Genomic DNA, 14,146 nt, shown 5'->3' with positions numbered 1-14,146 from the left:
CAGAAAGCGAGACGCCGCCTGGGTCTCCGCCCAACCATGACACGCGCCCGGAATGCTCGCCGTGGGTCGCTCGGCCAGACGCTCCACCAATTGAACCACCCGCCGATCGCGGCGCGCGTCGCCCAGATCGATCCCGCAAAATTCGTCTTCTGCCCAGCCCATGCGATCCCCAATGAACGTGAATGCTCAAACCTATTTTACCCGCACACGGGGAGTTGTGTGTAATGGGATGAGGTTAAGCGGAGTCGCGTTGTGGGTGAAGAAGCTGCTTTCCAATTTCTCGCGGTCTGTTTCGGCAATAAACTCTGAAAAAAACCTGCGGATGTATGCTCTGGATTGGCCTTCGCCATTGAAATTGTGAAATAGCTTGGAGATATTCTCGGCGCAGATGAGCACAAACAACAGTTGCAGAGACTCTCTCCCTTCACGGACCTGGATGATGTCATCAGCAAGAGAAATCAGCCGTTGAGCCTGGTGCATCATAATCTTGGCTCGATGCCGCGGCATAGTTGGATCGTCTATGCCTTCCAGTTCTTCAACGAAAACCTCCGCGGCTCGTCGGTTAGAGAACGACTGTTCGTAGAATGTGACCCACTTTTCCATAGGCATGCCTCTCTGCGCCCAACAGTGAGTTAGACAGAATCCGTAATTATGGTGCTAGACAGATTCTGCGTTTATCGTGCTAGACAGAACCACGCCCCGCCTTTCTGGCTAAACGAGGCGACCGTACCGCCCGACCGCTCACCACCGCTGGCGGCACCGCCGCTTAAGCGCCGAACAGACGATCCGACTCGGCGCGGCTACGGGTCAGCGCGTCCTCGACCGAGACCCCGAAAAACCAGTTTCCGGTGACGCCAAACCGTTTGCCGGATAGCGCCGCGTCGAGTCGCTGTACCAGTTCCGTGTGGCCGTGACGCAGGGCCGGGAGACGGTTGTAAACCAGCGACTGGGCGGCGATGCGCTCCGGCTGGACGCCGAGCACGGCGCAGGCACGAGCGACCTGGGCCTCCTGACATAAAACGCCCGGACGGAAGTGGAAGGCAAAGCCGCGATAGTTCGCGTCTGGCAGAAAGTCACGCGAGACCGCCGAATAGAAGGCGTCGTCCACAGCGATCAGCCCCGCCAGTGGCTTGAGATCCAAATCACTGTTGCGGAAGATTAGGACCAGGGTTTCGATCTCGGCCACGCCGATCCCGGCGATGGTCGCGCGCGCTGTCTCGAACTCCTTGGGCATCAGGGCGGTGGCGGCGTCGGGCGGAACCGCCAGGGTCAGGGCGGCGCAACGGATCGCGTCGGCATGCTCGATGAGTACCCGAAAACCCTCGCCATCCGGCTCGATGGCCGTGATTCGCTGCCCGGTGCGGACCGCGATGGACGACTGGGCGGCGATGGCGTCCGGGATGGTCGAAAGCCCTTCGGCGAAGGTGAACGCCTTGATGACCTCCTTGCGGCGCGGTTTTCGGCGAAACAGCACCTCGGCCGGATAGTCGTCGGCGGGCTGGCAGATGACGGCCTGGAAGGCGTGGCGCAGCAGATCACGGTAGTTCCGCTGTCCGAGCACGGTTCCATAATAATCGGCGACGCCGCGCCCGGCCTTTGGCTCCCGGAAGATACGCGGGATGGAGCGGGCGGCCTCCAGGAAGTGCAGCGCGGACGTAATGGAGCGCCGCTTGCCGTCCTTCCAGAGCGAATAGCCGACCTTGACCTTGGGTTGTACCCGATCGGTCAGACCGAGATCGTCCAGAATCGACAGCAGGTTGCCGTAGCTGTTGAAGCAGGTGTGTCCGCCAGCCTCGGTCCAGAAACCGCCGAGCGCCTCGAAATGCTGGCTGTTGAGACAGCCGCCGATCCGGTCGCTGGATTCGAGAACCAGCGTGGAAAGGCCCCGGCGGGCGGAGAAATGGGCGGCGCCGAGTCCGCTGATGCCGGCGCCAATCACGATGTGGTCGAAGTCTGTGCTCATTGAGTTGGCGTCAATCCGTGTTGTCCCTGGGGTCGGGGGTGTCGATGGCCGCCAGCGACAGATGGCTGATATCCGCCGCCGGGGCGGGCGCGACGGTCGGTTCGCAGTCCTCAAGGCTCCAGTCGGGACTGGAGACGAGGCTCAGATAACTTGTATCGAGGTCCGGCATCTTAACCGGGCCAGTCGGTTCGAGAAAGCCGTCCTGGGGCGCGAGCGCGAGACCGGATGGCGCGCTGGGCGCGAGCGACGCCTCGGCGCGCACCGTGACGGCCTCGTTCGGGTCGGCGTCGCCCTGCTCCGAAGCCGCGTCCCGACCGCCGGCATCCTCGCAGGGAGTAATGCTTAAAACCGCTCCGGCCTGGGCGAAAACCCGCTCGAACTTGGCTGCCGTGGCGACATCGACCGCATGTCTGACGAACACCGGCTTGCCCGTGAAGAGCCGGGCGACGCCCGCTTCGTCGAGCTTGAAGAGCGCGCCCAACTGCCGGCGCACGGCGCTCGGGTCCGCATCGGGCAGGAGCGTGCCGTCAAAGCTGAGATCGAACTGAACGTCGGCCATGGGATGTCACCTCCGGACCCCGGCCGGGGTCCGGGGCGGTTTGCGATCAGAGTGGTTTGATCAGGCTGAAGGCGCCGCGAATGTCGCCCTGCCGATAGCCGCGCGCCTGATCGTTAGGATAATGCTCGTCGAGCGCCGCGGCTACCTTCGGGTTGATCTCGCTACCGTGGCAGGCCAGACAGACCTCGCCGGTCGGGATGGCCTTCATGAAACGGAACGCCTTGCCGGTCTCGGTCTCGACCACCTCGGCCTTGGCCATGGTCTGCACATCCTCGCCCGCCGCCTTGCGCTGCTCGAACGCGGTCAGCACTTGTTGTTCCCAGGCATCCGGGGTATCGAGTTCGGCGTTGCGGGTCTTGAGACTGGTGCGCTTGACCTGCCAGCCGGTCTTGTCGCTCAGTTCGGCGGCGATGGCCGGCGCGCGCTCCTTGCAGACGCCGATGGCCTTGACCGGGCCACCTTCCTCGATGGCGGCCTTGAGTTCGCCCTGCAATTGGGTGGCGAACGCCTTGACGATACCCTTGGCTTCCTCGACATTGGGATTGACCGGCACCTTTGCGGCAGGCGTTGCGGCGACGCTCGGCGCGGGCGTTTCGGCGATGGCCAGGCCGACGGTCAGGAAGGCGGAAGCGGCGGCCAGACGGACAAGTGTTTTCATCGGGGTCAATCTCTTCTGTTGATGGATCGGTTGAAAGGTTGAGTGGGATGCCCGGACAGTGTGACGGGTTCGGGCCCCGTTGCCTTTGATGGATCGCATCCCGAGAGTTCCCCGGCTCCGCCGATCGGAGACCTCAGGCAATCGCCGCCGCGCACACCGACGATTGCAGCCAGTGTCGTTCGATTTCGCTGGCCGGAAGCGGGCGGGCATAGAGATAACCCTGCGCCTGTCGGCAGCCATGGCGTCGGAGAAAGTCCGCTTGCTCCTCGGTTTCCACCCCTTCGGCGACGGTGATCAGGCCCAGCGCGGTGCCAAGCGCGATGGTGGCCTTGACGATTTCGGCATCGCCCGCGTCCAGGATGACGTCCTTGACGAATTCGCGGTCGATCTTGATCTTGTCGGTGCGGAATTTCCGCAGGTACTGAAGTGAGGAAAAACCGGTGCCGAAGTCGTCGATGGCGAAACGAACCCCCAGTTCGGACAGACGCACGATGTCCAACTGGGTCTGCTCGGTGGCCTCGATCAGCACGGTTTCGGTGAATTCGAGTTCCAGGTGCCGGGGGAGCGCACCGGTGTCGCACAGAATCTCCAGAATGCGGTCGCCAAAGGCGAGATCGCCAACCTGCTGTGCACACAGATTGACAGCGATCCGCCCGAAGTCGAGATGCTGTTCGGCCCACCGGCGGCTTTGCCGGCAGACCTCGGTCAGCACCCAGTCCGAAAGACCCCGAATCAGTCCGCGCTTTTCGGCGACCGCGATGAAATCGCCGGGATACAGCAGACCGCGGCTGGGGTGACGCCAGCGCACCAGCGCCTCCATGCCCACCAGAGCGCCATCGCCGAGATCGAACTGCGGTTGATAGTGGATCAGCAACTCGTCGTGTTTGATGGCCTGGGAGAGTTCGCGGGCGATGTCCATTTCCTGCTTCAGTTGCAGGGTCATGGAGTCCTCGAAAAAGGCATGGGTGCCGCGTCCGGCCTCCTTGGCCTTGTAGAGCGCCACGTCCGCCTGGGCGATGAGTTCGTCTACGTCGCGGCTCTGTTGATTCGCGATCACGATCCCAATGCTGGTGTTGATCGCGATTCGGACACCGTTCAGGTGGAAGTCCTGGCCGAGATTCTCGACGATCTTGCCGGCCAGGATGGCTGCGTCGGCAATCTCCTGAATGTCGCCCTGCAGCAGGGCGAACTCGTCGCCGCCGAGGCGGGCTAGCAGGTCGGTGCCGCGGGTGATCGCGGTGAGCCGATCGGCCACGGCGCGCAGCAGCTCGTCGCCGACTGGATGACCGAGACTGTCGTTGACATCCTTGAAGTGGTCCAGATCCAGCAGGTGCAGGGCGAAGCGCTTGCGCTCGCGCCGCAGCGCGGTGAGCGCCTGTTGCAGCTCTTCCTTGAACAGCAGGCGGTTGGGCAGGCCGGTCAGTGCATCGTGAAAGGCGAGATGCCGGATCTCCGCCTCGGCGCGCCGCCGGGCGCTGATGTCGTGGAAAGTCACCACGGCCCCTTCAATCCGCTGGTCGCGCCGCAGCGGAGTCGCCCAGTACTCGGCCGGAAAACAACTGCCGTCCTTGCGCCAGAGGACTTCATGAGCGACGTGCTGACTGCCGCCTTCGCGCGCGGCGGCCAGCATGGCGCAGTCCTCGCTCGGTAGCGGCGTGCCATCGGGACGGGAGTGATGAATCAGGTCGTGAACGATACCGCCGATCAACTCGTCGGACTCGAATCCGACCAGACTGGCGGCGGCCGGATTGATGAAGGTGATCCGGCCCGCGAGATCCAGACCGAAGATCCCCTCGGTGCTGGATTCCAGCAGCAGCCGCGACTGTTCCTCCGCCTTACGGGTCGCGGCTTCCGCCTGTTCGTGTTCGATGACGATCGCCGCCAGTTCGGTTGCGGACTCGATCAGCTCAAGATCCGCCGCGGTCGGCTCCATCGTCTGGGTGGCATACACGGCGAAGGTTCCGAGCACCTGCCCGGCGTGGTCCAGGATGGGTTGCGACCAGCAGGCACGCAGCGGGGTCTGGAGCATCAGCTCCCGATAGTCGTCCCAGTCGGGATGCACCAGGATGTCCGCGACGATCACGCGCTGGCCGGTGAAGGCTGCGGTCCCGCAGGAGCCCACGCCGAGCCCGACCCGCACGCCCTCGACGGCGCGGGTATACGACTCGGGCAAGCGCAGGGCCGCGAGCGTATGCAGGGTCTGGGCCTCGGGGTCGAGCCGATGGATCGAGCAGATGGCATGCGGGGCGAGCTGTTCGAGATAGGCGACGATGGCCTCCAGCATATCGTTCATGGGCCGGCCGCGCGCCAGCATCTCCAGCACCCGGTTACGCCCGTCGAGCAGCAGGCGGGCGCGGCGGTAGTCGGTGATGTCCTTGGCGACGCTGACGAAGCCGACGACCCGCCCGCGCTCGTCGCGCTTGTAGTTCCAGTCCACCTGCACGTCGATCAGGCGCCCGTCGCGGGTCAGATTGCGGTTGTAGTAGGTCTCGGGTGGGGGCTGGCGGAGCGCGAACGACTGGAGATCGCGCAGCAGACCCGCCCGTTCGTCCTCGGGTAGCAGATCGGCAACGCTGTGCCCGATCAATTCCTCTGGGCGGTAACCCAGCAGTCCGTGACTGGCGGGATTGGCATACTGAATAACGCCGGCGGTATCGATTTCCTGAATGTAATACTGGCTGACCTCGATCAGGCTGCGAAACCGCCGTTCGCTCGATCGCAGGGCGCGTTCGGTCTGTCGGTGCTTCGCGATCATGGTCGTCGCGGCGCGGGCGATCGTCTGGAACTCGCTAAAAGCCATCGACGGCGGCGCAATCTCCAGTTGAGAATTGGCCGACTGCTCGAAGTATTCCACGAAGGACTCGATATTGGTGCGCGCCCGGTGGGTTAGCCCGCGGATCAGGAGGTAGAAGAAAGCGACGATCAGCGCGAACAGCCCGCCGATGGAAAGGATCTCCATCTGAAAACGCTGGCGGGCGGACTGACGCATGGCGCTGACACCTTGTTCGATCTCGTCGAGATAGGCGCCGGCCCCGACATACCAGCCCCACTCGTCGAGCGCCTCGACATAGCTTATTTTGGGTGCCGAGCGCTGGCCGTGAAACGGCGGCAGAACATACTCGACGAAGCCGCCGCCGGCGCGCGCCTGCTCGATCAGCGCGCGCACGATCGGCTTGCCGTTCTCGTCGGTCATCTCCAGCATGTTTTTGCCCCTGGCCGGTCCTGCCAGCGACAGACCGTCCCATTGTCCCGCGAAGACATAGGCTCCGTCCTCGAAGGGCAGACGTTCGAGCCAGTCCAGGGTTGCGCGCTGCGCCTCGGCGCGCGGATCGTCCGGGGCGTCTCCGTCATCCTGCCCCGATGCGACGCGGGTCTGCTGGTGACGCGCGAAGGCGATCGCCTGGCGCACCGTCTGGCGCAAACGGTCCCGCTCCCTCGCCTGGGATTCTGCCCGAAGGCTGGCCACCTCCTGCTGCAATTCCAGGTGCTCGAACAGGGCAACCACGATCAGGCTCATGCAGATGGCGGCGAGCGCCATGGCAAAGGTCTTGTGAGACAGGGCGGTGACGAGCGAGGGAGGGGTTGGCATGTGGATCAACGAAGACTGCCGGAGTCGCCTGTACTGGCGCGCATTGGATCGGGGTATTCTAGTCGCTGGGCAGATTCGATGCGAAGGCGGGCACCGGCGCTAAACCGCGTGGTTGGCTCCGGACTGGCCCCGGGGCATCTCAGAAACCAAAAATGGCTTCATGGGAGGCCATGCTGACGGAACTGGTGTCAATCAACCTCCCCACCCCTTGCGCATCAGATTGTCGAGATCTCGCCGCGCGAGCACGGCCGAACAATCCCGCCAAGCGCCCTCGCTAGGCTTGATGCTGTCGTTGTAGCGTAAATCGAAGCCGGTGGCCTGACGGCGCGATTCGATGTATTGGTCCATCTTTTCGCCCAGGGTCTCGAGCTCGTCGATCCAGTCGTCCTTAATTCTACTTTGTTAACTTTGACTGTCGCATAAATTAATGAATTTTAAGTTATTTTTTATTAGGCGCAATAAATCTTCATTTACTATGCCCCTATTGAAGATAGATGTTGGCGGTTTATGGGTGATTATAGGCGCTCAACGCGCCACTAGAACCCTATTGTTTATGTGTATTTTTGTTTATTATCATAAAATTTAAACACTTAAAGATTTTTTGAAGGTAACAAAGTAGAATTAATGGTATCCATCTCGGTCTGCCACTGTTCGCAGAGCGTCGCCGGGACCAGGATGACGATGGGCTTACGCCGGCGGCGGGTCTCGTTCATGGAGCCGATGAAACCGAGCTTGCGCCCGTCGCCCCGCTCGATCACGCCGGCCTTGCCATGCAGGAAACCGCAGATGCTGTCCGGCGCCACCCGGATCACCTGGCCACGCTGGGCGAGAAAGGCATCCAGGCGCTGATAGCGTTCGCGGTTGAGCAGTGACTCGGCCTCGATGGAGCGTTCGTTCCAGCGCCCGAGCATCCGCGCCTCGCGGAGTTGGGCGACCTTCAGATCCTCGGGCGACAAGTCCACGTTGCAGACGATGCGCACGTCGGGAATCGACTCCAGCCACTCATGAGCGATCTCGAACAGCGAGCTGGTGAAGTAGCCGGCGATGCGCCGGTAGCTGCGTGCGCCCTGGAGCTGTTCGGCGAGGAAGCCCCGGTCCAGCGGCGTGGTGCGCGAAGAGAAACGGCGAATGGTCAAGGCGTTGCGGCGTCGGAGAACGGATTCAGTCGCGATACGCCGCTGCGCTCGACATCCCGCACATTAGTCGCTGCTCCAATCGCTCGGCCTGGACGGGATCACGGCGACGCAGGCGATCGATGCCCTGGCGCACCGCGCCGAGCACCAACACCGAGAGATAGAGTTCGTGCTGGTCTGCCGCATCGTACCAGGCGCGGACACCTGGATCGGCACGGTCGCCCTTTTGCACTTCGGACAGGATATTGGTATCGATCAGGAAGCCCATTCTGGATCACCCCGGCCGAAGTCCCGAGAACGGTCCAGATCCTCGGCCGTGAGGCCCTCCGTCAACCCCGCCAATAGACCCTTCAGATCCCCGCCATCGTTGGCGGGCCTGGGTCGATCATCCATCAACAACAGAACACGAAGATGGGTTCCGTCCGGGATTGTCTCCGGCAAACGGATGGTGTGGTGCTCGACCGTGGCTTCAAGTTCGATGGCTCGCATGCGAGTCTTCCGGGTTGGTGGTGGGCGGCTTAAACTGCAACCCCTGCATCATCGGTGATCCTCATGCGTGGTCCGGCGCTGGAACGAGTTTCCGTAAGACCGAGACAGGTAACAGCAGTCGGTCTGGTCGGCCCGGCAGAGGCGAAAATCCGAAGCGCCGGTAAAATGCCGCCGCCGGGTCGTCCTTGGCGTCGACCAGGACGGCAGCCACGGCAAGCACCCGACTGGCCCGCATGACCTTCTGGCAGGCGTCGGACAAGAGGATCGAGCCGAGCCCCCGGCCTTGAAATGCGTGGTCGACCGCCAGTCGCCCGAGCAAGGCGATGGGCACCGGATAACGGGGGAGCCTGCGCGCCAGGTCCGGGGGCAGATCCTCAGCGTTCACGCTGCCCGCGCTTAGGGAGAAAAAGCCCGCCAGGCGCCGGCGCTCATCCCGAGGCGTGGCGATAAAGACCCGCGCGACCCCACGCCGCACATCCTGCGAGGCATCGCGCCGCACATAGGTATCGAGCTGGGGCTGACCGCAGTTGAAGGCGTCCGTCTCGACCGCCGCATCGAGCGGCCGGATGACATAGCTCACGCGCGCTCGACCTGCTCGGCGTGACGCTCGAACGCGCGTCGTAACGCGGCATTGGGCTCGGCCGGGGTATCGAGCGCGGCCAGAAACGCCTGGAAATCCTCGCCTCGCAGGGTGATCGACTCCTGCTCCCGGACGAGCCGCTCGGCCGCCGCGACGGCTTGAGCAAGCACGAATTCGGACAGGTTGGCGTGTGCATAACCCGCCGCTTTGTCGAGCAACTGTCGGGTCCGCTCGTCACAGCGGATATGGAGACGACTGTCTTTGGTGACGGTCTGGCCCATGGCAGACTCCGGGGCATGGAAAGCCCAGATTGTGCGCCTCTTGTGTGTACATCTCAAGCGGCCTGTTTCATTGCAACCGCTGATTGCGATGGCCTCGGTCATGCGGCGGGTCTCGGGGCGGCGCGACTTGGCGGCAATGAACGCGGTCATGTCGACCAGCAGCGGCCTCGGAAACGACCCGTTCGATAGAGACGATCCTCATCATTCCTCCCATGACGCGGAAGTATGGGCACCAGAGTCCTGGACCACGCGGGATGGGACGGGGTGCGGATCAGGTCAATGGGCACTCGACCCGTAGTCCGGGGATCCCCTTGAAATCATCCAGGTTGCTGGTCAATACCGCAAACCCATGGGCAATCGCCGTCGCGGCGATTTGAAAATCATGCGCCCGTCCTTTCATCTGACCCCGTGGGCGCAGAAAATAGGCGTACAACTCCGCATAGACTCTGGCCGTCGACTCCGTGAAATCAAGCGCCGGCAGGCTTGCGATCAGGCCCTCGACAAACGCGGATCGCTGTATACGCTGATCCGGCGTGGTGGCCAAATGCACCCCGGCCAGAAGCTCGGAAACCGTGATGGCGGCAATATAGCCCTCGCCATAATCGGCGAAATCGGTCAGTCGCTCCAGCGCGAAACGCCCGTTTTGCGCATCGATCAAGACATTGGTATCGATCACGAGTCCCATGGGGTGTCCGGAAGTTCGCTCGTCTGACGAATCCGCGCCAGATCGTCTGACATGGCCTGAGCATCCGCATTCAGCTTCGGCAAAGAGGCGAGCAATGCGCCGAGTTGGGCGATGGGGTAGCCCGTTTTGGTCGGCGGACTTAGTTCGGCAACCGCCTGATGGCCCTTGGTGATGGTCAGGCGGCGACCTGAGCGCCGGACCTGTTCGATCGCGACCGTGAGATGACGCCCCAGTTCGGCCGTCGTGATGCTTTCATTGAGATCAAGTTGCATATTCCCTCCCGGACTCAGATGAGGTTGAAGACAAGACGCCGCTTGCATCATTGCAACCGCTGATTGCGCATCCGGTTGGCGATGGCCTCGGCGGCGCGGCGGATGTCTGGTTTGCGGGCCTTGGCGGCGATGAAGTCGGCCATGTCCGTCAGCAGCGGACGGCGGTGCAGATAATCTGGCACCGCGTCTTGGAGGTTCGCTATCACCGCGCCAGGCTCCTGCTCGGCCAGGAATTCTTGAATCGCGACGATCGGCGCCCCGAGCGGGGTCGGGCCGATCTCGGTGCGGTCGGTGAGATCGCGCGGCTTGAATTCGGTGACGGATTTGAGACGCGCGGCGTTGGGCTTGATGTCCGCCGTCACGGCGGCATAGTCGGCCACCCGGAATGCCTTGGCGAAGTTCTGGTAATTGTCGAGCTTGGACGCGCCGGTCGTCTCCATGTCCAGCATCCGCAGATAGAAGCGCTGGATGCCGGAGAGGGCCGCCCAGGTCTCGCGGGCGAGTCCCTCGGGAACCAGCAACTCGTTGGCGGTCTCGGCGGCCTGCTTGACGATCTCGTCGACCACGGTGGTTTCGCCCTTGCGGCGCGGGCGCAGGGCAAAGGCGGTCACGTCCTCGCCGCCGATGCTGGTATACCCGGTCAGCACCTTAAGCGCCGCCGCGTAGCCGGCCATCTGCAAATCCGAATCGTTGAAAACCGGTGTACCCATGCGGGCCTCGGTCTCGGTGTTCAGATGCAGCATCTGCTTGATTTGTTTGTCCACCTCGCGTTTAACTTCCGGAAGGAGGCGCTGTTTGAAGCCGGGGCGGTCTCCGGCCGCGCGCTTGCGCAGCATCAGGATCACCGTGCCCTGCACATAGCCGCCCTTCTTGAGTTCGGATGTCGTCTCGGTGGCGATGTACCAGGCGCCGACCACTTGCAGACCAGCGGCCCAGAAGATGGCCGCCATGTCGGACCAGACGCCGGTGTCCTGATGGGTGAACATGACGCACTGCATGCCGTTATCGGGCATGTGATCGGTCATGGCTTGATAGGCGTCGACCATGCCGCGTCGGAAGTCGTCGCCGGAGCCCTTGATGGCGAGGTCGCGGCGCGAGTCCCAGACCCATTGATCGAAAGGCGGCGGCGGATTCTTGCGCAGCCAGGCGATGAAGTATTCGGTGATTTCGTGATAGTGGACCGCGTCGGCGTAGGGCGGATCGGTAATAAGTGTTAAGCGCTTGGTTCTGAAAGACATCATTGTATTTCACCGCGCCGCCTTGACTCGCCGTTGCATTGATCCTGCACATGCGTGAAGAGATATTCAGCATCAAGGCCAGATCAAAGGTTTCGCTTGGCACGGTTTGTTGAGCATGAACAACACTGAGAGTCAATAAATGCCTGGGGGGGAACAACTGATGCCAATACATCCACCCGCGTGTGCGAATCGGCTCATCGGTTTTGTCACCCGGCTCGATCGCCATATCCGGCACCAACCCCACCTCCTGCCATTGGGCTAGATGCTTGGCGACGATGCTCTCAATCTTGCGCTCGCGGCCAATATCATCCTCGGTCACGGCGGCAAAGAAGGTCGTCGGGCGATGAGTCTCTAGGGTGTCGCGCTCGATCCACTGGATGCAATACAGCCGCTCCTGAAAGATGTCATCCGGTCGCGGCTTGAAATCCTCTTTCTCCCAACGGCGAAGTTTGTTCGCGGTATTGCCGTCGGCATCCCGATAATCCCCGCGCAGGGTCTTGATCGGTGTGCGGTAGGTCTTGCCGTCCAACTCATAGACCAGATTGCCATCGCGCACCGTCCCCTGTTCGGCCGTCTTCATGTCGGCGGCCGGGACGCCGGTCAGGATCTGTATATCGAACCGCCTGTTCGCTGGATCGGGAAGCAGCCGGGCAATCACGTTGCGATTCTTTGAAATCACCCAACTCGGCGCCATCGGCACCATCCAACCGGTCTCCGGGCAGCGGGTCTCCAGACAATAAAGATACGCTTTGGCCCGATTGCCCTCTCTGTCGTGCTCGATGCCAAGCCTCGTAATGATGCGATCGACCTTCTTGGCCACCGCACGTTGCGCCTGCTCGATCTCAGAACGTTTCTCAGGCGCGGCACCGATGATGTTGAGCGCCCCCCAGGTCAGCATGCAGGCGATGGGGTTGAGATCCGAGGCGTAGACATCGCAGCCCAACCGCGCCGCCTCGAAGGGAATGGAGCCGCCGCCGCAAAAGGTGTCGCCAACCTTGGGACGATGACCGAAACGCAGGATGCCGAGTTGCTCGACCAGTTCCTGATGAGACTGCGCCGCGATGCCGAACCGGCCCAGATGGGCATTCACGGCGGGCCAGATCGGGGCGTAGAGGGCGGCCGGATCCAGTTCCTCCGGACGCTTGCACAGACCGGCGCGTTCTTCGTAGGTGGTAAAAGTCGCCAGCGCCTGAGCCAGCAGGTCCAGCCGGTCGGCCTGATCGAGGTCACGCCGCCAGCGGATGGAGAGGCCAGGATAGTCATCGGGTTCAAAGGGACAGCGCAGACAGGCCAGATCTTCCGACGCGACCGCCTTGCCCTCGTAAGACGCGGCGAAGTAGCGCCAGGGATCCGCGAGCGTCAGGCGTCGGGCCAGCTCGGTGACACTGATCTTCGGCTCGCGCCGCGCCAGCCCTTCGAGATCGAAGGCCATCAGTTGCTCGAAAATCTCCAGATCTTGTTCGGGATCATCGGTCCGCGGCAGCAGGCTCCCCAGGATGATCGCCCGCACCAGGATCAACGGCTTGCGACCCTTCCAGTAGGAACCCAGCGCCGTCAGCGTCTGACCCGCGCCGGCCTTGCGCTCGCGCTGCGCCTCGAAGGAGACCTTCTGCGCCGGGAAGACCGCCTCGATCAGCGCCGTGGCATCGCGCAGGGCGAAGGGTTGGGGGCGAGTGATGGCCATGACCGCAGCTCCGGGCATTCGTGGTGACAATGGCGTTACGCCACTGCTAGTATCCGATAAAACTGGAGCGATTCCCATGCCGACCGTCCATGAAGCCTCCACCAAGCGCCAAACGCTCAACCTGCGGATCAAACCGGAGGAACGCGACCTGATCGACCGTGCCGCCCGCGCCTGCGGGAAGAACCGGACCGAGTTCATTCTCGATGCCTCGCGTCGGGCCGCCGAGGAGGTGTTACTCGACCAGACGTTGTTGCGCGTTGGGGCCGATGCCTTTGCCGCCTTCCAACAGCGGCTCGACGCCCCGCCGCAACCCAATGAACGACTGCGCAAAACCATGCGGACCCTGCCCCCCTGGGAACAACCGTGACCCTTGGCGCGCCGGAACCACTGAGCGAGCGGCATGTGGTGAGTGCGTTCGTGTGCGGTCGGGCCGCGCTGGATACCTGGCTCAAACAGCGTGCCCTGCGCAATCAGGCGAGCGGTGCCGCGCGGACCTTCGTCGTATGCGACGGGGAGCGGGTCATCGCCTACTACGCGTTGGCGTCGAGTGCGGTGGCTCCTACGCTGGCGACTGGGCGGATGCGGCGCAACATGCCTGATCCCATTCCGGTGGTCATCCTCGCGCGCTTGGCGGTCGATGGTGCTTACCAGGGACGGGGCCTCGGTCGCGCCCTGATGCAGGACGCCGGTCAGCGCATCCTCAACGCGGCGGATGCCATCGGCATTCGCGGAGTGCTGGTGCAGGCCCTCGACGAGACCGCCCGAGCGTTCTACACGCGACTTGGCTTCGATCCCTCGCCGCTCGATCCAATGACACTCATGATCACCCTGACCGATCTGCGGGCCAGCCTCGCGCCTAGCAGCCTGTCGGACTTTCCCGGTGCCGCACGGCACTGCCGCCGGTAGAATAGGCGCATCACCCCTGGGATGCCTGAGCCGATGAGCCACTTCCGTCCGATTCTGCGTGATGTCGACTTTCTGCTTCCACCGTCGGTGCAGGATTGGCTGCCCGAAG

At 62.9% G+C, this 14,146-nt stretch carries 16 protein-coding genes and 1 pseudogene; 2 read left to right on the top strand and 15 right to left on the bottom strand.

Translation table 11 applies throughout. The annotated features are described in order from the left end of the window. The 15 genes and pseudogenes from CCR95_RS11560 to CCR95_RS11490 all read right to left on the bottom strand — a co-directional run. A partial coding sequence (locus CCR95_RS11560; protein WP_201094448.1) for an IS4/Tn5 family transposase DNA-binding protein occupies positions 1–162 on the bottom strand: 162 nt, incomplete at its 3' end. 30 nt (positions 163–192) lie between these two features. Further along, a complete protein-coding gene (locus CCR95_RS11555; RefSeq protein ID WP_201094446.1) occupies positions 193–603 on the bottom strand; it encodes a hypothetical protein in 411 nt (136 codons plus the stop codon). 163 nt (positions 604–766) lie between these two features. Further along, the gene (locus tag CCR95_RS11550) at positions 767–1,963 is read right to left on the bottom strand and encodes a protoporphyrinogen/coproporphyrinogen oxidase (RefSeq protein ID WP_201094444.1); all 1,197 of its coding nucleotides are present in this window, start codon (positions 1,961–1,963) and stop codon (positions 767–769) included. A gap of 10 nt (positions 1,964–1,973) precedes the next feature. After that, positions 1,974–2,522 carry a hypothetical protein gene (locus tag CCR95_RS11545; protein ID WP_201094442.1) on the bottom strand — a complete coding sequence of 183 codons (549 nt, stop codon included), beginning with the start codon at positions 2,520–2,522 and terminating at the stop codon, positions 1,974–1,976. A 46-nt stretch (positions 2,523–2,568) separates the two neighbouring features. Beyond that, entirely contained in the window at positions 2,569–3,180 is a 612-nt protein-coding gene (locus tag CCR95_RS11540; RefSeq protein ID WP_201094440.1) for a Tll0287-like domain-containing protein, read from the bottom strand. Between the two features lie 133 nt (positions 3,181–3,313). After that, positions 3,314–6,769 carry an EAL domain-containing protein gene (locus tag CCR95_RS11535; protein WP_201094437.1) on the bottom strand — a complete coding sequence of 1,152 codons (3,456 nt, stop codon included), beginning with the start codon at positions 6,767–6,769 and terminating at the stop codon, positions 3,314–3,316. Between the two features lie 192 nt (positions 6,770–6,961). Then, positions 6,962–7,117, bottom strand: a complete 156-nt coding sequence (locus tag CCR95_RS11530) for a hypothetical protein (RefSeq protein WP_242523196.1) — start codon at positions 7,115–7,117, stop codon at positions 6,962–6,964. 242 nt (positions 7,118–7,359) lie between these two features. Beyond that, the gene (locus CCR95_RS11525) at positions 7,360–7,905 is read right to left on the bottom strand and encodes a phospholipase D-like domain-containing protein (protein WP_242523195.1); all 546 of its coding nucleotides are present in this window, start codon (positions 7,903–7,905) and stop codon (positions 7,360–7,362) included. Positions 7,906–7,930: 25 nt separating this feature from the next. Next, positions 7,931–8,170 carry a PIN domain-containing protein gene (locus CCR95_RS11520; protein WP_201094436.1) on the bottom strand — a complete coding sequence of 80 codons (240 nt, stop codon included), beginning with the start codon at positions 8,168–8,170 and terminating at the stop codon, positions 7,931–7,933. After that, positions 8,158–8,391, bottom strand: coding sequence for a hypothetical protein (locus CCR95_RS11515; protein WP_201094435.1), 234 nt, complete (start codon positions 8,389–8,391; stop codon positions 8,158–8,160). Before CCR95_RS11515 ends, CCR95_RS11520 begins: the two co-directional genes overlap by 13 nt. A gap of 61 nt (positions 8,392–8,452) precedes the next feature. Further along, on the bottom strand, positions 8,453–8,971 hold the full coding sequence (locus CCR95_RS25280) for a GNAT family N-acetyltransferase (protein WP_201094434.1): 519 nt from the start codon (positions 8,969–8,971) through the stop codon (positions 8,453–8,455). Next, positions 8,968–9,252: a type II toxin-antitoxin system TacA family antitoxin gene (locus CCR95_RS11505; protein WP_201094433.1), complete on the bottom strand. Its 285-nt coding sequence runs from the start codon at positions 9,250–9,252 to the stop codon at positions 8,968–8,970. The genes CCR95_RS25280 and CCR95_RS11505 overlap by 4 nt, the downstream gene beginning before the upstream one ends. Before the next feature lie 271 nt (positions 9,253–9,523). After that, a complete protein-coding gene (locus CCR95_RS11500) occupies positions 9,524–9,937 on the bottom strand; it encodes a type II toxin-antitoxin system VapC family toxin (RefSeq protein ID WP_201094432.1) in 414 nt (137 codons plus the stop codon). Beyond that, positions 9,925–10,209: a hypothetical protein gene (locus CCR95_RS11495; protein WP_201094431.1), complete on the bottom strand. Its 285-nt coding sequence runs from the start codon at positions 10,207–10,209 to the stop codon at positions 9,925–9,927. Before CCR95_RS11495 ends, CCR95_RS11500 begins: the two co-directional genes overlap by 13 nt. A 47-nt stretch (positions 10,210–10,256) precedes the next feature. Continuing rightward, positions 10,257–13,131 (bottom strand): annotated as a pseudogene (locus CCR95_RS11490) (DUF1156 domain-containing protein). A 76-nt stretch (positions 13,132–13,207) separates the two neighbouring features. Between CCR95_RS11490 and CCR95_RS11485 the strand changes: the two are divergent. Beyond that, on the top strand, positions 13,208–13,498 hold the full coding sequence (locus CCR95_RS11485; protein WP_201094429.1) for a type II toxin-antitoxin system TacA family antitoxin: 291 nt from the start codon (positions 13,208–13,210) through the stop codon (positions 13,496–13,498). Beyond that, a complete protein-coding gene (locus CCR95_RS11480; RefSeq protein WP_338115388.1) occupies positions 13,495–14,037 on the top strand; it encodes a GNAT family N-acetyltransferase in 543 nt (180 codons plus the stop codon). Before CCR95_RS11485 ends, CCR95_RS11480 begins: the two co-directional genes overlap by 4 nt. Positions 14,038–14,146 lie beyond the last annotated feature (109 nt).

The organism is Thiocystis minor, assembly GCF_016653465.1.
Taxonomy (GTDB): Bacteria; Pseudomonadota; Gammaproteobacteria; order Chromatiales; family Chromatiaceae; genus Chromatium; species Chromatium minus.
The sequence above is the reverse complement of the archived record's forward strand: the minus strand, read 5'-3'. Positions and strand labels throughout refer to the sequence as shown.